Source organism: Kitasatospora sp. NPDC059673, assembly GCF_042734215.1.
GTDB lineage: Bacteria > Actinomycetota > Actinomycetes > Streptomycetales > Streptomycetaceae > Kitasatospora.
Genome location: NZ_JBHWEN010000011.1, coordinates 159,708 through 184,347 on the forward strand (window position 1 = coordinate 159,708; position 24,640 = coordinate 184,347).

The 24,640-nt window shown below is 70.5% G+C and carries 20 protein-coding genes, 2 tRNA genes and 1 riboswitch; of the genes, 8 read left to right on the forward strand and 14 right to left on the reverse strand.

Features of this window, described 5'->3' with window-relative positions; genetic code table 11:
* Nucleotides 1–190: 190 nt before the first annotated feature.
* From ACFV18_RS15725 to ACFV18_RS15740, 4 genes are all read right to left on the reverse strand, one after another.
* Entirely contained in the window at nt 191–853 is a 663-nt protein-coding gene (locus tag ACFV18_RS15725) for an ATP-dependent Clp protease proteolytic subunit (RefSeq protein ID WP_380483397.1), read from the reverse strand.
* A gap of 44 nt (nt 854–897) precedes the next feature.
* Nucleotides 898–1,527, reverse strand: a complete 630-nt coding sequence (locus ACFV18_RS15730) for an ATP-dependent Clp protease proteolytic subunit (protein ID WP_380483471.1) — start codon at nt 1,525–1,527, stop codon at nt 898–900.
* A gap of 222 nt (nt 1,528–1,749) precedes the next feature.
* Nucleotides 1,750–3,123 carry a trigger factor gene (gene tig / locus ACFV18_RS15735; RefSeq protein WP_380483399.1) on the reverse strand — a complete coding sequence of 458 codons (1,374 nt, stop codon included), beginning with the start codon at nt 3,121–3,123 and terminating at the stop codon, nt 1,750–1,752.
* 203 nt (nt 3,124–3,326) lie between these two features.
* Nucleotides 3,327–3,400, reverse strand: a tRNA-Pro gene (locus ACFV18_RS15740).
* Nucleotides 3,401–3,549: 149 nt separating this feature from the next.
* Between ACFV18_RS15740 and ACFV18_RS15745 the strand changes: the two genes are divergently transcribed.
* Nucleotides 3,550–3,623 (forward strand) — tRNA-Gly (locus tag ACFV18_RS15745).
* 135 nt (nt 3,624–3,758) lie between these two features.
* On the opposite strand, the gene ACFV18_RS15750 is transcribed toward ACFV18_RS15745, so the two are convergent.
* The 3 genes from ACFV18_RS15750 to ACFV18_RS15760 all read right to left on the reverse strand — a co-directional run bounded on the left by ACFV18_RS15750 (nt 3,759) and on the right by ACFV18_RS15760 (nt 7,061).
* Nucleotides 3,759–4,736: a peptidoglycan DD-metalloendopeptidase family protein gene (locus ACFV18_RS15750; RefSeq protein WP_380483401.1), complete on the reverse strand. Its 978-nt coding sequence runs from the start codon at nt 4,734–4,736 to the stop codon at nt 3,759–3,761.
* Nucleotides 4,737–4,741: 5 nt separating this feature from the next.
* A riboswitch (cyclic di-AMP (ydaO/yuaA leader) is annotated at nt 4,742–4,895 on the reverse strand.
* A 372-nt stretch (nt 4,896–5,267) separates the two neighbouring features.
* Complete coding sequence (locus ACFV18_RS15755; protein WP_035862776.1) at nt 5,268–5,462, reverse strand: hypothetical protein; 195 nt, start codon at nt 5,460–5,462, stop codon at nt 5,268–5,270.
* Between the two features lie 387 nt (nt 5,463–5,849).
* Nucleotides 5,850–7,061: a PP2C family protein-serine/threonine phosphatase gene (locus ACFV18_RS15760; protein ID WP_380483403.1), complete on the reverse strand. Its 1,212-nt coding sequence runs from the start codon at nt 7,059–7,061 to the stop codon at nt 5,850–5,852.
* Between the two features lie 169 nt (nt 7,062–7,230).
* On the opposite strand from ACFV18_RS15760, the gene ACFV18_RS15765 reads away from it, so the two are divergent.
* Nucleotides 7,231–8,484: a GNAT family N-acetyltransferase gene (locus ACFV18_RS15765; RefSeq protein WP_380483405.1), complete on the forward strand. Its 1,254-nt coding sequence runs from the start codon at nt 7,231–7,233 to the stop codon at nt 8,482–8,484.
* A 67-nt stretch (nt 8,485–8,551) separates the two neighbouring features.
* Here the strand turns inward: ACFV18_RS15765 and ACFV18_RS15770 are convergent, their stop codons facing one another.
* Together ACFV18_RS15770 and ACFV18_RS15775 are read right to left on the reverse strand one after the other, a co-directional pair.
* Complete coding sequence (locus tag ACFV18_RS15770; protein ID WP_043913997.1) at nt 8,552–9,037, reverse strand: ribose-5-phosphate isomerase; 486 nt, start codon at nt 9,035–9,037, stop codon at nt 8,552–8,554.
* A gap of 70 nt (nt 9,038–9,107) precedes the next feature.
* Nucleotides 9,108–9,704, reverse strand: coding sequence for a biotin transporter BioY (locus ACFV18_RS15775; RefSeq protein ID WP_380483408.1), 597 nt, complete (start codon nt 9,702–9,704; stop codon nt 9,108–9,110).
* A gap of 278 nt (nt 9,705–9,982) precedes the next feature.
* Between ACFV18_RS15775 and ACFV18_RS15780 the strand changes: the two genes are divergently transcribed.
* Nucleotides 9,983–11,389: an amino acid permease gene (locus ACFV18_RS15780; RefSeq protein WP_380483410.1), complete on the forward strand. Its 1,407-nt coding sequence runs from the start codon at nt 9,983–9,985 to the stop codon at nt 11,387–11,389.
* A 49-nt stretch (nt 11,390–11,438) separates the two neighbouring features.
* On the opposite strand, the gene ACFV18_RS15785 is transcribed toward ACFV18_RS15780, so the two are convergent.
* Nucleotides 11,439–12,074: a DsbA family protein gene (locus ACFV18_RS15785; RefSeq protein WP_380483412.1), complete on the reverse strand. Its 636-nt coding sequence runs from the start codon at nt 12,072–12,074 to the stop codon at nt 11,439–11,441.
* A 190-nt stretch (nt 12,075–12,264) separates the two neighbouring features.
* Between ACFV18_RS15785 and pepN the strand changes: the two genes are divergently transcribed.
* A complete protein-coding gene (gene pepN, locus ACFV18_RS15790) occupies nt 12,265–14,832 on the forward strand; it encodes an aminopeptidase N (protein WP_380483414.1) in 2,568 nt (855 codons plus the stop codon).
* A gap of 77 nt (nt 14,833–14,909) precedes the next feature.
* Here the strand turns inward: pepN and ACFV18_RS15795 are convergent, their stop codons facing one another.
* The 4 genes from ACFV18_RS15795 to acnA all read right to left on the reverse strand — a co-directional run bounded on the left by ACFV18_RS15795 (nt 14,910) and on the right by acnA (nt 21,464).
* A complete protein-coding gene (locus ACFV18_RS15795) occupies nt 14,910–15,848 on the reverse strand; it encodes a carbohydrate ABC transporter permease (RefSeq protein WP_380483416.1) in 939 nt (312 codons plus the stop codon).
* A gap of 13 nt (nt 15,849–15,861) precedes the next feature.
* Nucleotides 15,862–16,794, reverse strand: coding sequence for a carbohydrate ABC transporter permease (locus ACFV18_RS15800; protein ID WP_043914005.1), 933 nt, complete (start codon nt 16,792–16,794; stop codon nt 15,862–15,864).
* A gap of 76 nt (nt 16,795–16,870) precedes the next feature.
* Nucleotides 16,871–18,277, reverse strand: coding sequence for an N-acetylglucosamine/diacetylchitobiose ABC transporter substrate-binding protein (gene ngcE / locus ACFV18_RS15805; RefSeq protein WP_380483419.1), 1,407 nt, complete (start codon nt 18,275–18,277; stop codon nt 16,871–16,873).
* 541 nt (nt 18,278–18,818) lie between these two features.
* Nucleotides 18,819–21,464: an aconitate hydratase AcnA gene (gene acnA, locus ACFV18_RS15810; protein WP_380483421.1), complete on the reverse strand. Its 2,646-nt coding sequence runs from the start codon at nt 21,462–21,464 to the stop codon at nt 18,819–18,821.
* A 314-nt stretch (nt 21,465–21,778) separates the two neighbouring features.
* Between acnA and ACFV18_RS15815 the strand changes: the two genes are divergently transcribed.
* The 4 genes from ACFV18_RS15815 to ACFV18_RS15830 all read left to right on the forward strand — a co-directional run bounded on the left by ACFV18_RS15815 (nt 21,779) and on the right by ACFV18_RS15830 (nt 24,611).
* A complete protein-coding gene (locus ACFV18_RS15815) occupies nt 21,779–22,297 on the forward strand; it encodes a SigE family RNA polymerase sigma factor (RefSeq protein WP_380483423.1) in 519 nt (172 codons plus the stop codon).
* A gap of 89 nt (nt 22,298–22,386) precedes the next feature.
* Nucleotides 22,387–23,289, forward strand: a complete 903-nt coding sequence (locus ACFV18_RS15820) for a hypothetical protein (RefSeq protein WP_380483425.1) — start codon at nt 22,387–22,389, stop codon at nt 23,287–23,289.
* 195 nt (nt 23,290–23,484) lie between these two features.
* The gene (locus tag ACFV18_RS15825; RefSeq protein WP_380483427.1) at nt 23,485–23,889 is read left to right on the forward strand and encodes a type II toxin-antitoxin system VapC family toxin; all 405 of its coding nucleotides are present in this window, start codon (nt 23,485–23,487) and stop codon (nt 23,887–23,889) included.
* A gap of 161 nt (nt 23,890–24,050) precedes the next feature.
* Nucleotides 24,051–24,611, forward strand: coding sequence for a hypothetical protein (locus tag ACFV18_RS15830; RefSeq protein ID WP_380483429.1), 561 nt, complete (start codon nt 24,051–24,053; stop codon nt 24,609–24,611).
* The last annotated feature ends 29 nt before the right edge of the window (nt 24,612–24,640 follow it).

The window sequence follows — 24,640 nt, forward strand, 5'->3', positions numbered from 1 at the left end:
CGACGGTACTCTGCCGAGCCGTTGTTTCCGCCGACTTCGGCCGCTCTGCCCTACGCCCTGGGCGAATTGATACCGAACAGATGCCGTCCCGGGTGCATGACCCGACAGCCATTGTGCCGGGGCGGCGGCCCCGACCGGAACGCCCCGGGGCGGGGCGTACATCACGTACGCGCCGCCCCGGGGCGAGGGTTCAGTCGGTGTACGAGTTCTTCCGGGTCGAGATGATCTGGTCGACCAGGCCGTACTCCAGCGCCTCTTCGGCGGTCAGGATCTTGTCGCGCTCGATGTCCTCGCGGACCTGCTCGACCTCCTTGTTGGAGTGCTTGGCCAGCATGCTCTCCAGCTGCTCGCGCATCCGGAAGATCTCCTTGGCCTGGATCTCCAGGTCCGACACCTGACCGCGGCCGGTCTCGGTGTACGGCTGGTGGATCAGCACCCGGGCGTTCGGCAGCGCCATCCGCTTGCCGGGGGTGCCGGCGGCCAGGATCACCGCGGCGGCCGAGGCGGCCTGGCCCATGCAGACCGTCTGGATGTCGGGCTTCACGAACTGCATGGTGTCGTAGATCGCGGTCAGCGCGGTGAACGAGCCGCCCGGGGAGTTGATGTAGACCGAGATGTCGCGGTCCGGGTCCATCGACTCCAGGCAGATCAGCTGCGCCATGATGTCGTTCGCGGAGACGTCGTCCACCTGCGAGCCGAGGAAGATGATGCGCTCCTCGAACAGCTTGGCGTACGGGTCGTACTCGCGAACGCCCTGCGAGGTGCGCTCGACGAACCGCGGGACGATGTAGCGGCCCTCGGCCCGCATGTCCTCCAGGCGGGCCTTGGCACCGGACAGGCTGGGGATGTTCATGTTCTCAGGTCCTCCGAAGCGTGCGGTCTGGGTTCCGATACCGGTCAGCCGGCCTGGCCGGCGCCGGTGCCGCCGCCGCCCGGGACGTCCGCGGCGCTGTGCATGATGTCGTCGATCAGGCCGTACGCCTTGGCCTCCTCCGGGGTGAACCAGCGGTCGCGGTCGGAGTCTGCGGTGACCTGCTCGAAGGTCTGCCCACTGTGGTGGGCGATCATCTCCGACATCCGCTTCTTGGTGCGCAGCAGCTGCTCCGCCTGGATCCGGATGTCGGTGGCGGAGCCGCCGAGGCCCGCGGAGGGCTGGTGCATCAGGATGTTGGCGTTCGGCAGCGAGAAGCGCTTGCCCGGGGTGCCCGCGGTCAGCAGGAACTGGCCCATCGACGCGGCCATGCCCATGGCGATGGTCACGACGTCGTTCTTGATGTACTGCATGGTGTCGTAGATCGCCATGCCGGCCGAGATCGAGCCGCCCGGGGAGTTGATGTAGAGAAAGATGTCCTTCTCAGGGTCCGCCGCGAGCAGCAGGAGCTGGGCGGTGATCTTGTTGGCGATGTCGTCGTCGACCTGCTGGCCGAGGAAGATGATGCGCTCGTTGAGCAGCCGGTTGTAGACCTGGTCGCCCAGGCCGCCGCCCACGTCGCCGCCGGCGGCGTGCGGTGCCATCAGGCCAGGCATCTGCATCTGCGGGAACGTCACTTAGCCACCTGCTCAGTCGATCTGCGTGTGTGTCGCTGTCCACCGACCCTAACGCGCAGGCCCCGCCGCTGAATCCCCCACGCAGAACTGTTCGCTGTGAGCGCAGGGTGACTGGGCCCCACGCGAACGGGCCCGGGCACCATGCGGTGCCCGGGCCCGTCCCGGTGCTGCGATCCGCCGGATTCCCGGCGGTTACGAGGCTCAGGCCTCGGTGGTCTCCTCGGCGGCGGCCTCGGTGACAACCTCTTCCTCGTCGTCCTCGAACGAGACGACCTCACCGTTGGTGTCGGTGACCTTGGCGGCCTCGACCACCAGGGCCAGCGCCTTGCCGCGGGCGACCTCGCCGACCAGGAGCTGGACCTGGCCGCCCTGGACGACCTGCTGGGCGAACTGGTCCGGGGTCAGGCCGGAGCCGGCGGCGCGACGGATGAGGTGCTCGGTGAGCTCCTCCTGGTTGACGCCCAGCTCCTCGTTCTTGACGATCTGGTCCAGCACGAACTGGGTCTTGATGCCCTTCTTCGCCTGGTCCTCGGTCTCCTTGTCGAAGTCCTCGCGGGACTTGTCCTGGGAGGCCAGGTAGGTGTCGAGGGTCAGGCCCATCGGCTCCAGCTGGTGGTGCTCCAGGTTGTGCTTGCGGGTGCCGATCTCGTCCGCGAGCAGCTTCTCCGGGTAGTCCATCTCGACCCGGGTCAGCAGCTCGTCGAGGACCTTCTCCTGGGCCTGGGTGGCCTGGTCGAACTCCTTCATCCGCTCAAGGCGCTTGCGGGAGTCCCCGCGCAGCTCCTCCAGGGTGTCGAACTCGCTCGCGAGCTGCGCGAACTCGTCGTCCAGCTCCGGGAGTTCCTTCTCCTGGACGGTGGTCACGGTGACGGTGACCTCGGAGTCCTTGCCGACCTGGGTGCCACCCTTGAGGGTGGTGGTGAAGGTCTTGGCCTCGCCGGCGGACAGGCCGATGACGGCCTCGTCGATGCCGTCCAGCAGGCGGCCGGAGCCGATCTCGTAGCTCACGCCGGTGGCGGTGCCGTCCTCCGGCACCTCACCGTCGACCTTGGCCTCCAGGTCGATGACCACGACGTCGCCCTCGGCGGCGGCGCGCTCGACATCCTTCACGGAGCTGAAGCGCTCGCGCAGCTGCTGCAGCGACTTCTCGATGTCCTCGTCGGTGACCTCGACCGGGTCCACCACGACGGCGATCTCGGCGAAGTCCGGCAGGGTGACCTCGGGACGGACGTCGACCTCGGCGGTGAACTTCAGGTCACCGCCGTCGACCAGGTTCTCGACACCGGCGATGTCGGTGATGTCCGGCTGGCCCAGCACGTCGATCTGGCCCTCGTCGACGGCCTGCGTGTAGAAGCGCGGAAGCGCGTCGTTGACGGCCTCCTCCAGCACCGCGCCACGGCCGAAGCGCTGGTCGATGACCCGGTTCGGGATCTTGCCCTTGCGGAAGCCCGGGACGGTGACCTGCTGGTTGATCTTCTTGTACGCCGCGTCGAGGCTGGGCTTGAGCTCCTCGAAGGGCACCTCGACGGTGAGTCGAACCCGGGTCGGGTTCAGAGTCTCGACGGCGCTCTTCACGGTTAGGTCTCCTAGGGGGCTTGCGGTCAGGGCGATAGGCGGTTGGGGCTGCAATGCTGTCCGTACTACCGCCAGCGGTCCATCCTACCGGTACCACGAAAGCGACTGTGCCCGGCACCGGGTGCACGCCGGAGCAGGCCCACCGGGCCCGCGCCCCACAACGACAACAGGGCCCCGCCCACGGACGAGACCCTGCCGCACGGTCGGGGTGACCGGATTCGAACCGACGGCCTTCCGCTCCCAAAGCGGACGCGCTACCAACCTGCGCCACACCCCGTGGTGCCGAGCAGAAGAGTACACGTCGGGCCGCCTCCGGCCGGGGCGATATTCGCGAGCCGACAACGCGGAAGGAGTGTGCAATCCACCGGCTCGACCAGGTACCCTGATCCAGTCCTCGCCACCGCGACGCGGTGCGGGTACGCCTTTGCGGGTGTAGCTCAATGGTAGAGCCCCAGTCTTCCAAACTGGTCACGCGAGTTCGATTCTCGTCACCCGCTCCACGCGGCCAACGGCCCCGACTGCCAACGCAGTCGGGGCCGTTGCCGTTCCACGGCGCGGTCGCCGCTTCCTGGACAGCCCGAAGGCCCCGGGCAGCCTGGGTGGCTGCGCGGGGCCTTCGGGGGGTGAGGCGGGGATCAGACGTTGACGCCGTGGGCCGCCAGGTAGGCGACGGGGTCGATGTCGGAGCCGTAGTTCGGGGTGGTGCGGATCTCGAAGTGCAGGTGCGGGCCGGTCACGTTGCCGGTGGCGCCGGAGAGACCGATCTGCTGACCCGCCGTCACGGCCTGGCCGGCCGAGACGGAGATCGAGGACAGGTGGGCGTACTGGGCGTACTTGCCGTCGGCCAGCTTGATGATGACCTGGTTGCCGTAGGCGCCGCCGTTGCCCGCGGAGACCACGGTGCCCGCGGCGACGGCCTTGAGGCTGGTGCCGGTGGCGACCGGGAAGTCGATGCCGGTGTGGTAGCCGGAGGCCCAGTTGGAGCCGGCGACCTTGTAACCGGTGGTGACCTTGCCCGGCGCGGGGGCGACGTAGGTGGCGGACGCGCTGGTGCTCGCGGCGGCCGGGACGGCGGTGACCGCGGCGGCGGCCGGGGCCGGGGGCACGGGCTGGGCCTTGACGGTGCCGGTGGTGGCCGACTTGACGGTGCCGGTGGCGGCCGGCTTGGTGGTGTCGGCCGGCTTGACGGCGACCTTCGGCGCGGCGGCGGTGTCCGTGGAGGTGGACTTGGCGGCCGGGGCCTTCGCGGGGGCGGCGGCCTGGCCGTTGATCGCCAGCTTCTGGCCGGGGAAGATCAGGTCGGGGTTGCCGCCGACCACGGAACGGTTGTCCTGGTACAGCTTCTCCCAGCCGCCGTCGACGTGCTGCGCGGCAGCGATCTTGGACAGGGTGTCGCCGGAGGCGACCCGGTAGCTGTGCGGGGCGGCGGCGTCGGCGACGGGGGTGGCCTCCGCCGTGACCGTGGCCGGGCGGCTGCCGGCCTGGTCGGTGGAGGTGTGCGCGGAGGCGGCGGTGACCGGGAGGCCGATCGCGGCGCCGGCCACACCGGTGGCGATGGCGATCCGGGCGATGGTGGCCAGGCGCGGCTTGCGGTGCTTGCCCTGAGCGGACATGAAGGCGTTCCTCTCCGACGCCTGCGAGGTGAGCTGTCGGGTTCGGGCGAGAGTTGCCCGGCCGCGGAACTGCGGCTTCACCCCGAGCCGTTCCCGGTTGTTCCCGGGCCCGGCGACTTACCTGTGGTTCCCCCGCTCCTGCCGTGGCGTGGTATCTGGTCGGCACCGGACGACGGCAGGACTAGGCGTTCCGTCCGGTGGCCCGCCCGGTCGCTGGCCGGGCTGCGGAGGAAGCAAATCCCACGGCCCGTGAGGCTGGCAAACGCCGATCGGCCCCGCTCCCGGGATCGGGAAGGGGCTGACGATCCACCAGGTCACGCTGTGCCGACACCGCCACTGCGGTGCGCGTACGGGATCATGACGGTGCGCGTACGAACCCCGCACGGTGGGCGACTTCGGCCACCGTGCGCGTTCGGGCGCGGACCTGGCGTGACGTCGCGGGTGAGCCTGGTCACCCGCGGGCAGGCCGAATGGACGGCGCGGGGGTGCATCCCGCCCGTCGTGGCGTGCCGCCGGGGAGCCGACAGGCCGTCAGCCCGCGATCGACGCGATGGCCTTGGAGACCGAGGTGAGGAACTGCTGGATCGGGCCGGCCATGGTCGACTGGCTGAGCATGAAGCCGAACAGGGCGGCGACGATGGCGTGCCCGGTCTTCAGCTGCTTGTTGCGAATGAAGATCGCGACGATGATGCCGAACAGGACAAGCGCGGAGACGGAGAAGGCCACCGGGACTCACTTCCTCGATTCATGGCGGGGGTTCGGTGGAAGCCGGCGTTGGCTCCCAGGCGGAAACCGGCCCCTGCCCCCCGTGTCCCCACCACTCCATCCGGACTCAGTGTGGTCTCTCGTGCTGAGTGCGTAAAGGACTTGCCCGGTCGCTCGGTGCCCGAACCCGCCTGGCAGGACTGATTTTCGCCGACCGCGACGATAGCGGACTGGTTCTGACAACCCGTCGGCGGGCGGCGGTCGGTGCTGGCCGGCGCGGCAAACCGGCAGGCAGATCCGGCATCGGCGCCCGGCCCGGGCGGCGTACCGGAATTGGCCGAAGATCATCGCCCGGGTTTGACACTCCGTGGACACTCCGCGCTCACCGAGTCTGCACCTGACGGAAGTTCAGCGGCGCCAGATCAGCAGCACCGCGCGGTCGTCGTTGACGTGCTTGGCGACGGTGTCGATCAGCCGGACCGCGGCGCCGGACCGGACCGCCCCGGGGGCGGTGGCGACCAGCCGGTCGGCCTCGCCCATCAGCCGGTCCATGCCCTCGGTGAGGTCGCGGCCGGGGATCTCCACCATGCCGTCGGTGCACAGCATCAGGAGGTCGCCGGGGCCGAGGGTGCCGCGCACCCCTTCGAACTTGGCCTCGTCGTAGATGCCGAGCAGCGGGCCCTCGGCCTCCTTGACCTCCCAGTACCCGGCCCCGGCGAGGCGGTGCATGCCGGGCAGGTGGCCGGCGGAGAGCAGTTCGTACTCGCCGGTGTCCAGGTCGACCACCAGGTGGACGGCGGTGGCGAAGCCCTCCGCCCAGTCCTGGCGCAGCAGGTAGCCGTTGGCGGCGGGCAGGAAGTCGTGGGCGGGCAGCGAACCGAGCAGGCCGCCGAAGGCGCCGGACAGCAGCAGGGCGCGGCTGCCGGCGTCCATGCCCTTGCCGGAGACGTCGGCGAGGACGGCTTCGAGCATCCGCCCGCCGGGGCCGGTGCGGGCGGCGACCATGAAGTCGCCGGAGAAGGACTGGCCGCCGGCCGGGCGCAGCGCGGTGTCGGTGTGCCAGCCGTCGGGCAGGTGCGGGAAGCGGCCCTGGATCCGGATCCGTTCACGCAGGTCGAACAGCATGGTGGAGCCGCCGCGCCAGGGCACGCCGATCCGGCGGCGGAACTGGGCGACCAGCAGTCCGGCGACGCCGACCGCGCCGACCACCAACGCGGAGCCGGGGGTGACGCCGTGGGTGTAGGCCTCGGGCCGCGCGCTCGCGACGCGTTCGCCGGTGTGCACCAGGGATTCGGTGATCAGTCCGGCGGCGGCGACGGCGTACAGCAGCACCAGGGTGCCGGGGCGCAGCAGCAGCGCGCCGGCCAGCACGGGCAGCACCAGGGCGGTGGGCGGGGCCCAGTCGGGGAGCAGGATGTTCAGGAGCACCAGGACGGGCACGGCGAGGGCGAGGGCGGCGAACGCCCACCAGTCGGCGCCGTCGCCGCGGAAGTAGTCGACGCCGGTGCGGCGCAGCCTGCGTCGGGCCCGGTACAGCGCAGCGCGCAGCCGGGCCGTCACGGGCTCGCGGGACGGTCCGCCGTCCCGGCCCGTCGCTCTGGGGCGCGCACTGCCGGCCATGGGGACCGACCTTATCCACCGCCGGTGCGCGCGTCGACGGCCCGGTGGCACCGAGTGCAACGGGGGTGGCACGCTCCGGCGGGTTTCGGCCGTGCGCCGGATATCGGGTGACGGCATGGGCGCGACAAATCGGTCGCGCGGTTCCGGATCGGGTGGTAGGCAGGGCCTCATGACGATTCGACACCCCGATCTGTCCGTACGGCCGCTGCGCGCCGAGGAGTGGGACACCTGGTACGACGTGCTGGACGTGGCCTTCGGCGGGGCCGGCGAGGCACCCGAGGAGCGGGCGCTGTGGCACGAGTTGACGGAGGTGGAGCGCTCGCTGGCGGTCTGCGAGGGCGAGCGGATCGTCGGCACCGCGTCCGCGTTCAGCTTCCGGCTGGTGGTGCCGGGCGGCGCGGTGGTCCCGGCGGCGGGTGTGACGATGGTGGGTGTGCTGCCCACCCACCGGCGGCGCGGCGCGCTGACCGCCATGATGCGCCGTCAGCTGGACGAGGTGCGTGCGGCCGGGGAGTCGCTGGCGGTGCTGACGGCGTCCGAGCCGGCGATCTACGGGCGGTTCGGCTACGGGCAGGCCACCCGCAAGGCGGTGGTGTCGATGGCCCGCGGCCGGGTGCGGGTGCACACCCCGGAGCGGCGTGGCGATGTGGTGCTGCGGCTGGTCGATCCGGCGGCCGAACTGGCGCGCTGCGAGGAGCTGTACGCCCGTCTCGCCACCGGCCGTCCGGGCATGCTGCTGCGCCTGCCCGGCTGGGAGAAGCTGCCGGTGCTGGACGCGCCTCAGTCCCGCGGGGGCTTTTCCGCGTTGCAGTCGGTGGTGGCGGAGGACCCGGCCACCGGTGAGCTGCTCGGCTACGCCAGGTACGCGGTGAAGAGCGAGTGGAACGAGCGCGGCGCGGCCGGGGTGGTCCGGGTCCGCACGGTGCAGGCGGAGCAGCCCTGGGTGTACGCCCGGCTGTGGGAGTTCCTGCTGGACCTGGACCTGACCGAGCGGGTGGAGGCGTTCAACCTGCCGGCCGACGACCCGCTGCTGCACCTGGTGTCGGACGTCCGACATCTGACGCCCCGGCTGGTGGACGCCATGTTCGTGCGGCTGGTGGATCTGCCGAAGGCGCTCGAGGCGCGCGGCTGGGCGCAGCCGGTGGACGTGGTGCTGGAGGTCACCGACGCGTTCTGCCCGTGGAACGCGGGCCGTTGGCGGCTGACGGCCGCGCCGGGGAAGCCGGCCTCCTGCGTGCGGACCGACGAGCCGGCCGAACTGGAGCTGGACGTCCGCGAGTTGGGCTCGGCCTACTTGGGCGGCACCTCGCTGGTGGCGCTGGCCGCGGCGGGGCTGGTGCGGGAGCTGCGGCCGGGGGCGCTGGAGCCGGTGTCGGCGGCGTTCCGCTCGGGCCTGGAGCCCTGGCTGCCGCACAACTTCTGATCAGCTGCCGGAAAGCGCGCGCCCGCCCGGGACGACTCCCGGGCGGGCGCGGTGCGTTGTGGCCGGATCAGCCCTGCGGGTGGTGGGCCGGGACGGGCGGCAGTTCGCCGGTGGTCTCGTACTCGGAGAGCATCTCGATCCGGCGGGTGTGCCGGGGCTCGCCGCTGTACGGGGTGTTGAGGAAGATCTCGACGAACTTGGTGGCCTCGTCCAGGGTGTGCATCCGGCCGCCGACCGAGATCACGTTGGCGTTGTTGTGCTCGCGGCCGAGGGCGGCGGTCTGCTCGCTCCAGGCCAGCGCGGCGCGGACACCCTTGACCTTGTTGGCGGCGATCGCCTCGCCGTTGCCGGAGCCGCCGATCACCACGCCCAGCGCCTCGGGGTCGGCGGCGGTGCGCTCGGCCGCCCGCAGGCAGAACGGCGGGTAGTCGTCCTCGGCGTCGTAGATGTGCGGGCCGCAGTCGACCGGCTCGTGCCCGGCCTCCTTCAGCCACTCGACGAGGTGGTTCTTCAGTTCGTATCCGGCGTGGTCGGAGCCCAGGTAGACGCGCATGGAGACGAGTGTGACATGCCACCGGGCCCGCACCCCGGCAGGGGCGGCGGGCCCGGTGGGCGACGGGTTGTCAGCGGCGGCCGACGAGCTTCCAGGTGAGCGGCAGGACGCCCATCGCGAGCGCCATCTTCAGCGCGTCGCCGATCAGGTACGGGTACATGCCGAGGCTCGCGGCCTTGGCCAGCGGGACGTCCAGGGCGTAGGCCAGGTACGGCACGCCGACCGCGTAGATCACCAGGCTGCCGAGCGCCATCGCGCCCGCGGTGTGCAGCGGGCTGCGGTCGGCGCCGCGGCGGGCCAGCGCGCCGGTGAGGGCGGCGGCCAGCACGAAGCCGATCACGTAGCCGAAGGTGGCCATGCCCGCGCCAGAGGTGCCCTCGGCGAACCAGGGCAGGCCGGCCGCGCCGGCCACCAGGTACAGGCCGAGCGCGGCGGCGCCGCGGCGGGCGCCGAGCGCGGTGCCGACCAGCAGCGCGGCGAAGGTCTGGCCGGTCACCGGCACCGGCGAGCCCGGCACGGGAACGGACAGCTGGGCGGCGATGCCGGTCAGCGCGGCGCCACCGGCCACCAGGGCCAGGTCGCGGGCCCGCGCGCCGATCCGGGTGGACGCCTGCGGCAGCAGGTCGGCGAGGACGGCGGTGGACGGTATCGACGCGGCGATGGCCATGGCTGCTCCCGGGTTTCCGATGGATTGATCACCAGTGAACCTAGCCGCGCCGGGGCTCGGCCGCCGCGTCGGGGCACGACAAAGCCGACCGGGCCGGGCTTGTCGGGTCCGGCCTGTGACCAAGCCCTCACCGAGTGCACACGGTGGCGTGGTCGTCACGGTCCGTCGGAAAGGCGTCCGGATGCCGGTCCCGATTGGGGCGTCCACGCCATATGCCGAATAGTGGACAGATCCCGCCGAAATGGTCGGGCTGTCGCACAGTCTGGAAATCCCCCCGCATGACCCGTACTCCCACCTCAGCCCGCGCGTCCGCCAGGCCGGACGCCGCCGGCGCTGCCGAGGACGCCGGCCTGGCCCACGGACTCAAGCAGCGCCACCTGTCGATGATCGCGCTCGGTGGAGTGATCGGGGCCGGCCTCTTCGTCGGCTCCGGCGCAGGGATCGCCGCCGCCGGGCCCGCCGTGGTACTCGCCTTCGCCGCCTCCGGGCTGCTGGTGATGCTGGTCATGCGGATGCTCGGCGAGATGTCCGCCGCCCGCCCCGCCTCCGGCTCGTTCTCGGTGCACGCCGAGCGCGAGATCGGCCCGTGGGCCGGGTTCACCGCCGGCTGGCTGTTCTGGGTGCTGCTGTGTGTCGGTGTCGCCGTGGAGGCGATCGGCGCGGCCGGCATCGTCTCCGGCTGGTTGCCCGGCGTCCCGTCCTGGATCTGGGTCGCCGTTTTCATGTCCTTCTTCTGCGTCACCAACCTGGCCGCCGTCCGCAACTTCGGCGAGTTCGAGTTCTGGTTCGCCGCGGTCAAGGTGCTCGCGATCAGCGCCTTCCTGGTGATCGGCGTCCTGGCCGTGCTCGGCCTGCTGCCCGGCACCTCCTCCCCCGGCACCTCCAACCTGACCGGTCACCACGGCTTCCTGCCGCACGGCACCGCCGGACTGGTCACCGGACTGCTGGCCTCGGTCTTCGCGTACGGCGGGCTGGAGACCGTCACCATCGCCGCCGCCGAGTCGGAGAACCCCCGGCGCAGCGTGGCCCTCGCGGTGCGCACCGCGATGTGGCGGATCGCCCTGTTCTACGTCGGTTCGATGGCGGTGATCGTCACCCTGGTGCCGTGGGACGACCCGTCCGTGGTTCGGCCCGGCCCCTACGTCGCCGTGCTGCACACCCTCGGCATCCCGGGGGCCGCGGAGCTGATGAACGTGGTGGTGCTGATAGCGCTGCTCTCCGCGATGAACGCCAACATCTACGGCTCCTCCCGGATGGCGCACTCGCTGATCGCCCGCGGCCACGGCCCGCGCGCGCTGGCCCGCGTCTCCGGCGGCGTGCCGCGGCGCGCCGTGCTGGCGTCCTGCGGGTTCGGGTTCCTCGCCGTGCTGCTGTCCTACTGGTGGCCGGAGACGGTCTTCTCCTGGCTGCTGAACATGGTCGGCGCGGCCGTCCTGGTGGTGTGGGCCTTCATCGCCGTCGCCCAGCTGCGGATGCGCCGGAAGCTGCCGGCGGCGCAGCTCCCCGTCCGGATGTGGGCGTTCCCGTACCTGACGTACGCGGCGCTGGCCGCGATCGCGGTGGTCCTGGTGCTGATGACGCTGGACTCCGCGAACCGCATCCAGCTGTACTTCACCGCCGGCCTGACGGTCGTGCTGGCCGTCGTCGGCCACCTGCGCGGCCGTCGGGCGGCACCGGCGGCCTGACGCAGACAGAAGCCCCCGCATCGGATGCGGGGGCTTCTGCGGGTGCGGGCTACTCGAACGACGGCCCCGCGGTGCGGGTGCGCTTGATCTCGTAGAAGCCGGGCGTGGAGGCGACCAGCAGCGTGCCGTCCCAGAGCCGGGCGGCCGCCTCGCCGCGCGGGGTCGGGGTGACGACGGGGCCGAAGAAGGCGATCCGGTCGCCGTCCGGGCCGTCCACGGCGATCACCGGGGTGCCGACGTCCTCGCCGACCAGGCCGATGCCCGCCGCGTGCGAGGCGCGCAGCTTCTCGTCGTAGGCGTCCGTGTCGGCGGCGTCCGCGAGCTCGGCGGGCAGCCCGGCGGCGGTGAGTGCGGCGACCACGGTCTCCCGGGTGTTGGGCAGGCCCTGGTTGTGGAAGCGGGTGCCGAGCTCGGTGTAGAGCCGGCCGAGCACCTCCTCGCCGTGCGCCTCGGCGGCGGCGATCAGTACCCGCACCGGGCCCCAGCCGGCGGCCAGCAGCTCGCGGTACTGCTCGGGCAGATCCTCGCGGTTCTCGTTGAGGACGGACAGGCTCATCACGTGCCAGCGGGTGTCCACGGGGCGGAGCTGCTCGACCTCCAGCATCCAGCGGGACGTCATCCAGGCCCACGGGCAGATCGGGTCGAACCAGAAGTCGGCGGTCTTGCGAGAGTCAGCGGTGCTCACGGGCGGCGTCCTCGGTGTCGGCGATCGAGAAGGTGCGGGGGCGTCGCCCCCTCGGAACCCCAACCCGGACCCGGGCGTGATGATTCCTCATCCAGTGCAATGGCACCGCGGGAACGGCGTGAAAGGATGCCCCCGAAGGGGTGCCATGAACACTCCCAAAGCCGTGTGTTCCATACAGAGGAGTACCGCCGTGCCGGGTAAAAACCTGAGCCGTGAGGAGGCCCGAGACCGGGCCGGGATCATCCGGGTGGAGAGCTACCGCGTCCACCTGGACGTGAGTGCGGCGGCCGACCCCGGCCGGCCCACCTTCCGTTCCACCACCCGGATTTCCTTCGACTGCGCCACCCCGGGCGCGTCCAGCTTCGCCGACCTGCTCGCCCCCGAGGTGGTCTCGGTCGAGCTGAACGGGCGCCGGCTCGACCCGGCCGAGGTGTTCGACGGCGCCCGGGTCGCGCTGCCGGAGCTCGCCGACCGCAACGAGCTGACGGTGGTCGCCGAGTGCGCCTACAGCCGCACCGGCGAGGGCCTGCACCGCTTCGTCGACCCGGCGGACGGCGAGACCTACCTGTACACCCACTACGAGCCGGCCGACGCCCGCCGGGTGTTCGCCAACTTCGAACAGCCCGACCTGAAGGCCCCGTTCAGCTTCACGGTGACCGCCCCGGCGGCCTGGGACGTGTACGCCAACGCGGTGCCCGCCCGGATCACCGAGGACGGCGACACCCGCACCTGGGAGTTCGCGCCGACCAAGCCGATCTCCACCTACCTGACCGCCGTGGTCGCCGGCCCGTACCACGTGGTGCGCGGCCACTACTCGCGCGAACTGCCCGACGGCACCGTGCTGGAGATCCCGCTCGCCACCACCTGCCGCCAGTCGCTGGCCCCGTACTTCGACGCCGACGAGATCCTCACCGTCACCAAGCAGGGCCTGGACTTCTTCCACGACGAGTTCGACTACCCGTACCCGTTCGGCAAGTACGACCAGTGCTTCGTCCCCGAGTACAACATCGGCGCCATGGAGAACCCGGGCTGCGTGACCTTCCGCGAGGAGTTCATCTACCGCTCGAAGGTCACCGAGGCCGCCTACGAGTCCCGCGCCAACGTGATCCTGCACGAGATGGCGCACATGTGGTTCGGCGACCTGGTCACCATGAAGTGGTGGGACGACCTGTGGCTGAAGGAGTCGTTCGCCGACTTCATGGGCTCGTTCGCGCAGATCGAGGCCACCAAGTACCGCTCCGCCTGGATCACCTTCGCCAACCGCCGCAAGGCCTGGGCGTACCGGCAGGACCAGTTCCCCACCACCCACCCGATCACCGCGGACATCCGCGACCTGGAAGACGCCAAGCTCAACTTCGACGGCATCACCTACGCCAAGGGCGCGTCCGTCCTCAAGCAGCTGGTCGCGTACGCCGGCCGGGACGCGTTCTTCGAGGGCGCCCGCCGCTACTTCAAGAAGCACGCGTTCGGCAACACCGTCCTCGGCGACCTGCTGGACGCCCTGGAGGAGACCAGCGGCCGCGACCTGCGCGCCTGGTCCGCCGCCTGGCTGCAGACCTCCGGCGTCAACACCCTCACCCCCGAGGTCGCACACGACGCCGAGGGCCGGATCACCGAACTGGCGATCCGCCAGGACGGCGACGTGCTGCGCCCGCACCGGATCGCGGTCGGCCTGTACGACCGCGCCGAGGACGGCTCGCTGCGGCGCACCGACCGCCACGAGCTGGACGTCACCGGCGCCCGCACCGTGGTCGCCGAGGCGGCGGGCCGCTCGCTGCCCGCGCTGGTGCTGCTCAACGACGACGACCTGACGTACTGCAAGGTCCGCTTCGACGAGCGCTCGCTGGAGACCCTGCGCACCGGCCTCGGCGACCTCACCGGGGAGACCGGCCTGGCCCGGGCGCTGGCCTGGTCCGCGGTGTGGAACCTGACCCGGGACGGGCTGATGCCCACCCGCGACTACCTCGACCTGGTGCAGCGCTTCGCCGGCCGGGAGTCCGACATCGGCGTGCTGCAGTCCCTGCACCAGCAGGCCGGCACCGCCCTGGAGCTGTACGCCGACCCGGCCCGCCGCGCCGACTACGGCACCGCGCTCGCCGAGATCGCGCTGCGCGAACTCGCCCAGGCCGCCCCCGGCAGCGACCACCAACTCGCCTGGGCCCGCTTCCTGGCCGACACCGCCGAACGCGCCGACCACCTGCAGCTGCTGCGCGGCCTGCTGGAGGACACCACCCGGATCGACGGCCTGACGGTGGACCAGGAACTGCGCTGGAACCTCTGGCTGTCCCTCGCCACCAACGGCGCGGCCGACACCGAGGAGCTGGCCGCCGAACTGGCCCGCGACAACACCGCCAGCGGCCGCCGCCAGCACACCCAGTGCCTGGCCGCACTGCCCACCCCGGGCGCCAAGGCCGCCGCCTGGTCCTCGGTCGTCGACTCCGACGAACTGCCCAACGCCCTGGTCGAGGCGCAGATCGCCGGCTTCAACCAGGCCGGGCAGCGCGAGCTGACGGCCGCCTACGCCGAGCCGTACTTCGAGATGCTGGAGTCGATCTGGGCGGACCGCTCGATCGAGATCGCGATGCGGATCGTCGGCGGCTTCTACCCGCGTTACCAGACCACGCCCGAGACCCTGGCGGCCACCGACGCCTGGCTGACCGCCCACCAGGAGGCCGCGCCCGCGCTGCGCCGCCTGGTGCTGGAGTGCCGCGACGACCTGGCCCGCGCCCTGCGCGCCCAGGCCTGCGACGCCCAGTAGTAGCCCACCCGTGCACAACGGCCCGGCCCCCGCTCCGAGTTGGAACGGGGGCCGGGCCTTCTGCCGTACGGCGGACGCTACTTGAGGGTGGCGGAGGTCAGACCCGCCTGGACCTGGCGCTGGAAGGACAGGTACACCACCAGGACCGGCAGCATCGCGATCGTCATACCGGCGAACAGCGCCGGGGCGTCGCTCTTGTAGCCGGACTGCAGGGCCAGGTTGACCAGGCCCTGGGCGAGCATCGAGTGGTCGGCCTCGCCGGCCGTGGTGGGCTGCATCAGGGTGACCGGCAGGATGTACTGGTTCCACTGGCCGAGCACGTTGAAGATGCCCACGCTGATCAGGCCGGGCTTGGCCATCGGCACCATGATCTGGAAGAACGTCCGGGTGTGCGAGCAGCCGTCCAGCATCGCGGCCTCGTGCACCGCGCTCGGCAGGGTGCGGAAGAACGAGTACATGAAGAACACGGTGAACGGCAGCGAGTAGGCGACGTACACCAGGATCAGGCCGGCGTAGCTGTTCAGACCGAGGTACGGCGAGATCTCACCGAGGTTGCGGACCATGAAGAACAGCGGCACCAGGGCCAGGTACACCGGGAACATCGAACCCGCGACGAACAGGTAGTAGATGAACCGGTTGCCCTTGAACTCGTAGCGGGCCAGCACGTAGGCGGCCATCGAGCCGAGCAGCATGGTCAGGGTGACGGAGCCCAGCAGCACGATGACGGTGTTGGCGAAGAAGCCGCCGATGCCCTTGGACCAGGCGCGGGAGAAGGCGTCGAAGCCCCAGTGGGCCGGCCAGCTCCAGGCCGAGCCGTTGATCTGCGCGTCGGTCTTGAACGAGCCGAGCACGACCCAGAGCAGCGGCAGCAGGATCAGCACGGCCCAGATGGCCAGGAAGCCGTGCGAGAAGACGTTCAGTACGCCGCCGCTGTCGGCGAAGCGCTGGTCCTTGCCCGGCTTGGGCTTGCTGCCGCGCTGACCGGGGACGCTCGCGGTCTTGTCGAGAGTGCTCATGTCCGGTCCCCGCTCAGTACTCGATCTTGTCGCGCTTGGTGGCCCACAGCGAGACGATGGTCAGAATGAGGGTGAAGAAGAAGATCACCACACCCATCGCACAGGCGTAGCCCGCCTCACCGTTGCGCAGGAAGCTGCGCATCAGGTAGGTCGAGATGAGCTCGCTGTGGTGGTCGGGACCACCGCCGAAGTACGCGCCGGGGGTGATCGAGGAGACCAGCGCGAAGGCGTCCATGGCGACGATGGCCAGGTAGACCCAGGCGGTCTGGACGGTCTCCCAGAGCAGCGGCAGGGTGATCTTGAAGAAGGTCTGACCGCGCTTGGCGCCGTCCAGCAGGGCGGCCTCGTAGATGTCCTTCGGGATGCCCTGCATGGCGGCCGAGAACAGCACCAGGTAGAAGCCGACGCCGGACCAGACCAGCACCGCCAGCACGCACCACATGACCAGGTCGGGATCGGACAGCCACTGCACCGGGTCGTTCACGGTGGCCAGGCCGAGCTTGATCAGAATGCCGTTGGCCAGGCCGGACTGGTCGGTGCGGTACACCGCGCCCCAGAGCACGGCGAGGATGGCGATCGACAGCACCTGCGGGAAGAAGAAGACGACCTTGTAGAACGGCGCGCCCTTGACGCCCTGCACGCCACCGGTGCCGCCCTTGCCGCCGACGTTCAGCATGAAGGCGAAGAACAGCGCGATCAGGATGGTGACGACCGGAAGCAGGATCAGCAGCAGCAGGTTGTGCCAGAGGGCACCGGCGAAGACCTCGTCATCGAGGAGTCTCGTGTAGTTGTCCAGGCCGATGAAATCCATCTCCTGGCTCGCCCCGGACCAGTTGGTCAGGGAGTATCCGAAGGTCTGCAGGTACGGCCAGAGCACCAGGCCGACGTACAGCACGATCGGAAGGAAGAGGAACCCCACGATGAAGGGGTACTTGCCGTGACGCATGGTCACTTTCTCCTGTCCGTCAGGAAGACGCACCGGGGGCGCCTCGGTGCCCCCGGTGCGCTGATCGAGTGACCGATCAGGCGGTCTTGTTCTTGGCGGCCGACTCCTTGGCGCGCTTGATCCACTCGTCGGGACCGATGCGCTTGGCCATCAGCTCGCCGGAGGCGTTCTGCAGGTCCTCGTCGAACTTGGACGCGGTGTTGATGTACTGGAAGTTGAAGGTGTTGGCACCCGCGGCCTTCAGCGCCACCACGGTGGAGGCGGTGCCCGGCTTCAGCTGGACCTCCGGGCCGACACCGTCCTTCAGGCAGGTGAGGCTGTTGGCGGTCTGGGCGAACTTGCCCGAGGCCTCCTTGGTCAGCATCATCCGCAGGAACTCCAGGCCGCCGGCCACGTTCTTGGCCTTCGACGGGACGATGAACGGCTCACCGGCACCGGCGCGGATGGCCTCGAAGGGCAGCTTGTCACCGGGCAGCGACGGCATCGGCAGGAACTTCATGTCGAAGTCGGCCGGGGTGGTCGGCAGCTGCTCGTTCTCCAGCCAGGAGCCGGACGGGATGAACGCGGCCTTGTACTGGTTCCACGCCGTCTGCGACTCGGTGTGGGTCATGCCGTTGGTGCCGGGGAGCAGGAAGTCCTTGTCGACGATCTGGTAGAACGCGTCGAGCACGGTCTTCACGGCCGGGTCGTCCCACGCGGTGGCGTCGAGGGTGTCGATCCGCTTCATGAGGTCCAGGCCGCCCTGCTTGGCGATCATGTCCATCATGACGACGTTGATGTAGTACGGGTACTTGCCCTGGTGCGCGACCGGGGCGATGCCCTTGGCCTTGATCTGCTCGCACAGGGTGATGAACTCGGCCCAGGTCTTCGGCGCGGTCCAGCCGTTGTCCTTGAACAGCTTGCCGGAGTACCACCAGCCCCAGACGGTGTACACGTAGGACAGGTTGTAGACCTTGCCCTTGACCGTGCCGGACTCGATCGTGCCGGGCATCAGCACGTCGCGGACCTTCTTCGACGGGTCGTCGATGTAGGGCGCGTCCAGCAGCGGGGCCAGGTCGGTGAGCTGGTTGGAGTCCGCGAGGACGTCCAGCTTCATCTGCTTGGCGCCCGAGTCGTCGATGACGTCCGGCGGGGAGCCGGCGTTGAAGCGCGGCTGAAGCTTGCCGGTGACGTCCTTGTCGGCCTGGTGGTTGACCTTCGCACCGGGGAACTGCTTCGAGTAGATCGCCTCGAACGCCTTGGCGTACTCGTTGCCGTAGCCGCCGTCGAAGATGAAGACCTCGAGGCCGTCGGAGTCCTTGACCCCGAACGGGTTCTTGGCGTCGCTCAGGTTGAAGCCACTCGCCGCCTTGGTGCCCTTGTCGGAGCTCCCGGTACCGCCGGCGCAGGCCGCGAGCAGCGAGCTGCTGCCGGCCGCCAGGACGGTGATCGCGGCCGCGCGCTTGAACAGGTCGCGGCGGTTGTACTCAGTTGCAGAGCCCATGCGTGCCCTAACCCCTCAGTTCCAGAAGATGTGAGCCGGAGTTGACGTCGCGTCAACTTCCTTGGCCCGAAAGGTGCCCAGCGGCGAATATGCCGGTCAGAGGCGGTGTGATGATGCGCAAAGGTATAGTCCACTGTTCATCTGACAGCAATAGGCCGCCGGTCTGATAACAAACCTGACAGTCAAAGCGTTGTCGGCGGTGCAGCATGTGCAATGTGCAGGGACCCTGCACATTACGTGTCCGCGCCAGACCTGATCGCGAATCTAGCGCGGTTATGTTCGTTTGAACATAGAAACGCGCAGCTTCGCGCATCACGTTAGGGAACTGTGACGGCAAAGCTGCGCGCGGTGATCGCCTGACGGACCCTCAGTCTCAGTCGTCCCGAAGCCCCTTGTCCAGAGCGACGATCATGCTGCCCTGAACGTAGCGGGCCTTACGGGTCGCCACCTCCGGGCTGTCGCTGCCGGCCCGGCCGCCCGGAAATGGCAAAGAGCCGCACCACTCCACGCGGGAGCGGTGCGGCTCTTCAGTGACGCTCTGTCAGCCGATCAGGCTGCGCAGCACGTACTGCAGGATGCCGCCGTTGCGGTAGTAGTCCGCCTCACCGGGGGTGTCGATGCGCACCACCGCGTCGAACTCGACCGCGCCAGCCTTGACCTTGACGGTCTTCGGGGTGCGGCCCTCGTTCAGCTCGGTGACACCGGTGATCTCGAAGGTCTCCTCGCCGGTCAGGCCCAGCGAGTCGGCGTTCTGGCCGGCCGGGAACTGCAGCGGCAGGACGCCCATGCCGATCAGGTTGGAGCGGTGGATGCGCTCGTAGGACTCGGCGATGACGGCCTTGACGCCGAGCAGCGCGGTGCCCTTGGCCGCCCAGTCGCGGGACGAGCCGGAGCCGTACTCCTTGCCGGCCAGGACCACCAGCGGGATGCCCGCGGCCTGGTAGTTCTGCGAGGCGTCGTAGATGAACGACACCGGCGCGTCAGCCTGGGTGAAGTCGCGGGTGTAGCCGCCCTCGGTGCCCGGCGCGATCTGGTTGCGCAGGCGGATGTTGGCGAAGGTGCCGCGGATCATGACCTCGTGGTTGCCACGGCGCGAGCCGTAGGAGTTGAAGTCACGCTTCTCCACACCGTGCTCGGTGAGGTACTGCGCCGCCGGGGTGCCCGGCTTGATGTTGCCGGCCGGGGAGATGTGGTCGGTGGTGACCGAGTCGCCCAGCTTGGCCAGCACGCGGGCGCCGGCGATGTCCGTCACCGGGCTCGGGGTCTTGGCCATGCCCTCGAAGTACGGGGGCTTGCGGACGTAGGTGGACTCGGCGTCCCACTCGAAGGTGTTGCCGGTCGGGACCGGGAGCGACTGCCAGCGGTGGTCGCCGGCGAAGACGTCCGAGTAGTCCTTGGTGAACATGTCCTGGTCGATGGAGCCGGCGACCACATCGGCCACCTCCTGCTCCGACGGCCAGATGTCGGCGAGGAAGACGTCGTTGCCGTCGGCGTCCTGGCCCAGCGCGTCCTTGGTCAGGTCGATGTTCATGTTGCCGGCGAGGGCGTAGGCGACCACCAGCGGCGGGGAGGCCAGGTAGTTCATCTTGACGTCCGGGTTGATCCGGCCCTCGAAGTTGCGGTTGCCGGAGAGCACCGAGACGACCGCCAGGTCGGACTCGTTCACCGCAGCGGAGACCTCCTCGGGCAGCGGGCCCGAGTTGCCGATGCAGGTGACGCAGCCGTAGCCGACCAGGTTGAAGCCCAGCTTCTCCATGTACGGGAGCAGGCCGGCCTTCTCGTAGTAGTCCATGACGACCTTGGAGCCGGGCGCCAGGGTGGTCTTGACCCACGGCTTGACCGTGAGGCCCTTCTCCACCGCCTTCTTCGCCAGCAGGGCGGCGCCCAGCATGACGGAGGGGTTGGAGGTGTTGGTGCAGGAGGTGATCGAGGCGATCACGACCGCGCCGTTGTCGATCTCGTAGGACGAGCCGTCGGCGGCGGTGACGGCGGTCGGCTTCGAGGCCTCGGCGGAGTAGGTCGGCAGCGCCTCGGCGAACTTCTCGGCGGCCTCGGCCAGGATCACGCGGTCCTGCGGGCGCTTCGGGCCGGAGATCGACGGGACGACGGTGGAGACGTCCAGCTCCAGGTACTCGGAGTAGACCGGCTCGACCGACGGGTCGTGCCAGAGGCCCTGCTCCTTGGCGTACGCCTCGACCAGGGCGAGCTGCTGCGCGTCGCGGCCGGTGAGCTTCAGGTAGTTGATGGTCTCGGCGTCGATCGGGAAGATCGCGCAGGTCGAGCCGAACTCCGGCGACATGTTGCCGATGGTGGCGCGGTTCGCCAGCGGGATCGAGGTGACGCCCTCGCCGTAGAACTCGACGAACTTGCCGACCACACCGTGCTTGCGCAGCATCTCGGTGATGGTGAGCACCAGGTCGGTGGCGGTGGTGCCGGCCGGCAGCTGACCGTTCAGCTTGAAGCCCACCACGCGCGGGATCAGCATCGAGACCGGCTGGCCGAGCATCGCGGCCTCGGCCTCGATGCCGCCGACGCCCCAGCCCAGCACGCCCAGGCCGTTGACCATGGTGGTGTGCGAGTCGGTGCCGACGCAGGTGTCCGGGTACGCCTGGCCACCCCGGACCATGACCGTGCGGGCCAGGTGCTCGATGTTGACCTGGTGGACGATGCCGGTGCCGGGCGGGACGACCTTGAACTCGTCGAACGCGGTCTGGCCCCAGCGCAGGAACTGGTAACGCTCCTTGTTGCGGCCGTACTCGATCTCGACGTTCTGGACGAAGGCGTCCGGGGTGCCGAACTTGTCGGCGATGACGGAGTGGTCGATGACCAGCTCGGCCGGCGCCAGCGGGTTGATCTTGGACGGGTCGCCGCCCAGCTCCTTCACGGCCTCACGCATGGTGGCCAGGTCGACCACGCAGGGCACGCCGGTGAAGTCCTGCATGATCACGCGGGCCGGGGTGAACTGGATCTCCTCGGACGGCTCGGCCGTCGGGTCCCAGCCGCCCAGGGCGCGGATGTGGTCGGCGGTGATGTTGGCGCCGTCCTCGGTGCGGAGCAGGTTCTCCAGCAGGACCTTGAGGCTGTACGGCAGCCGCTCGGAACCCTCGACGGCGGAGAGCTTGAAGATCTCGTACGACTCGTCGCCCACCTGCAGCGAGCTGCGGGCGTCGAAGCTGTTCGCGGACACGACTGACTCCTTCTTGGTCCACCCGGTGATAAGGTAAGCCTTGGCTGACCTGACGGCCGCCGCCTACCGGGCCGAAGATGGAGGCCCGCCGAACGCGGGGCCTGCGCCTCTCGGCAAGTATCTTGACGTCAAGATAAAGTCTAACGCGGAATGTATCTCGATGTCGAGATAAACCATAGTGCATGGCTCCGTCCAAACTTCACCGGCACATCCTGTAACGCAACCGCAGCCCCGGGGCATCTGTCTTCATGTACTGAGCGGCGCCGCAAACGGCTGGCGGGCCGCCGGAACGCGGCACGTGGCAAGGGGTGCGGATGGCGATGGGGCGGCGACGGGCCGAGGAGCGGCGCGAGTTCGAGGAGTTCGCGCACGCCAGCGGCACCGCACTGTTCCGCACCGCCCTGCTGTTGTGCGGCGACTGGCACCTCGCCGAGGACCTCACCCAGACCGCGCTCGCCCGCATCTACGCCTCCTGGGGACGCGTCCGGCAGGCCGACAACCCGGTCGCCTACGCCCGCACCGTCCTGCTCCGCTGCTACCTCTCGCACCGGCGGCTGCGCCGCAGCACCGAACTGCCCGGCCTCGACCACCTCCCGGAACAGGCCGCCCCCGACACCGACCCGGCACTGCGCGTCGCCCTGCTCGCCGCACTCGCCGAACTGCCGCCCAAGGACCGGGCCGTGCTGGTGCTGCGGTACTGGGAGGACCGCAGCGTCGAGGAGACCGCCGCCGAACTCCAGCTCGCCCCCGGCACCGTCCGGGTCCGCGCGCTGCGCGCCCTCACCCGGCTACGCCGTCAACTCGCCCCGCAGCTGGACACCCTGGCGTCGTGACCGAGCCCGCGCCACTCCCCCGTCTCCGAACCGGCCGGTCGGCTGCCCCGCGACCCGACCGCCCGACCACCAGAAAGCGAGAGACCCCCATGCCCCAGCCCGAGGCCGAGCCGGAGCTGAGCGACGTCTTCGAATGGGCCGTCGGCGACGCCGTGCCCGACCTCGGCCTGCTCGTCGCCGGGGCCACCGCCGAGGGCAGCGCCATCCGGCGGCGACGGCGGGCCGCACTCGGCGGGGCCGTCGTCGCGGTCGCCGGTCTGGCGCTCGGCGGCGGACTGCTGCTGCGCCCCGGCACGCCCACCGCCGCCGTCTCCCCCGGCGCCGGCAACTCGGCACCATCCGCCCCCGCACCGGAGGCCACCCTGCCGCCGGACCCGGTGCCGTTGACCGGCGCCGCCGGCATGGTCGTGCTCGGCCGTCTGATCGGACCCGACCTGGTGGTCGACAGCTGGAGCAGCAACGCCAACCCCGTCAGCACCGACCGGCGCACCGTCATCGTCGCCCGCGTGCACGAGCGCGGCACCAAGCGGATCAGCACTATCGAGATCGAAGTGCTGGCCGCCGGCAACGGGCCGCTGCCGACCTCCGAACGTCTCGACTGCGCCGACCGCCCCGGCACCGGGCTCTGCGAACCCGTCAGGGGCCTCAACGGCGAGTACGGAGTGATGTACACCTTCCGAAGCGACAGCCAGCAGATCGGCTACGCGACGAAGCTCCGGCGGCCGCGCGACGGCGTTCAGATCTCCCTCTCCGTCACAGGTATGGCGGGGACGGAACCGGCGGTGCCCCTGAGCACCGTCTCGAAGTGGGCGCTCTCCACGGACTGGCAGCCCACCATCGACCGCCGGCAGGCCGAGCTCGCCGAGCAGCAGGTGAAGACCTTCACCCACCAGGTCCCGGTGGACCAGCCGAGCCCGTCGCTCAGGACGCCGGATTCGGGCACAGGCACCTGGCCGAGCCAGGGCCCGACGGGAGACGGGACCACGCCGTAGCGGGGCGCCCTGGTGCCCGGCGGGCACGGACCTGGGTGCTGGGAGCGGACCTGCGTGGCGGGGGCGGACCTGCGCGGTGGGCACGGACCTGCGCGGTGGGGGCGGACCTGTGCGGTGGGCACGCACCTGGGTGGTGGGAGCGGCGGTTGGGCACCCCGGTGCCGTGCTGCGACACGGGCGGGCTACCGTGGGCGGGTGATCGTGGTGGACGCTTCTGCGGTGGTGCTCTCGCTCGCCGACCAGGGGCCGCGCGGGGCCGCGGCCCGGGCCGCGCTGGCCGCCGACCCCGACTGGGTCGCGCCCGAGCATGTGCTGATCGAGGTGATGCAGTCCCTGCGCGGGCTCTACCTCGCCAAGGAGGTGACGGCCGCGCAGGCGGCCGACATCGCCCGCCGGCTGTCGGAGCTGACGATCCGCAAGGTGGAGATCGCCCCGCTGCTCGACCGGATCTGGGAACTCAAGGACAACCTGACCCCGGACGACGCCGCCTATGTCGCGGTCGCCGAGTACTGCGGTGCCCCGCTGATCACCGCCGACCTGCGGCTGATGCGCGCCAGCGGGCCGCGCTGCGAGATCCGCGGCATCACAGCCGCGGGCTGAGACCTCCGGCCGGTCCGGGGCCTGCCGCTTCGGGCCCGCGCTGGGCCGGGCGTTCTCGTACGGGTGGTTGCGGGTGGCGGTGCGGCACGGCGGCGTGCGGGGCGGGGCGGACGGCCGCCACGGTGGGCGGTGTTCCCTGACGGTCCGTCGGAAGGTTCGCGATGCCCCTGTCCTCTGCCGCCGGTGCACTGCTGGTGCCGCTCACTCTGCTGCCGATCGGGCCGCCCGGCGTCCCCGGCGCCGCCCCTCGCCCTGGTGGGACAGCCGTGGCGGCCGTCCCCGACCAGGTGGTGGACGCCCAGTTCGACCGTGCGAACGGCATCGTCCCCGCCAAGGCGATCACCCACGCACCCGAGCTGGTGCCGTACGGCGCGCAGGTGCGGGTCACCGTCCACCGCGAGGAGGGCCGGACGACCGTCGCGGTGGAGATCGCCGGGGTGTCCGGCCCGCACGAATTCCCGGCCCACGTGCACACCGGCTACTGCGGCACCGACCCGGCGGCGTCCGGGCCGCACTACCAGCACGTGGCGGGCCTGGACGCCGAGGACAACGAGGTGCGGATGACGGTGCGCACCGACCCCGGCGGGGCCGGCGACGCCTCGGCGGCCGTCCCCTGGACGTTCCGGCACGACGAGGCGCACTCGCTGGTGCTGCACGCCGGCACCGACGCCGGATCGCACGCCCCCACCGACCGGGTCGGCTGTGTGGACGTCGACTTCTGACCGGCGTCCGGCCGACAGCCGGGAGCGGT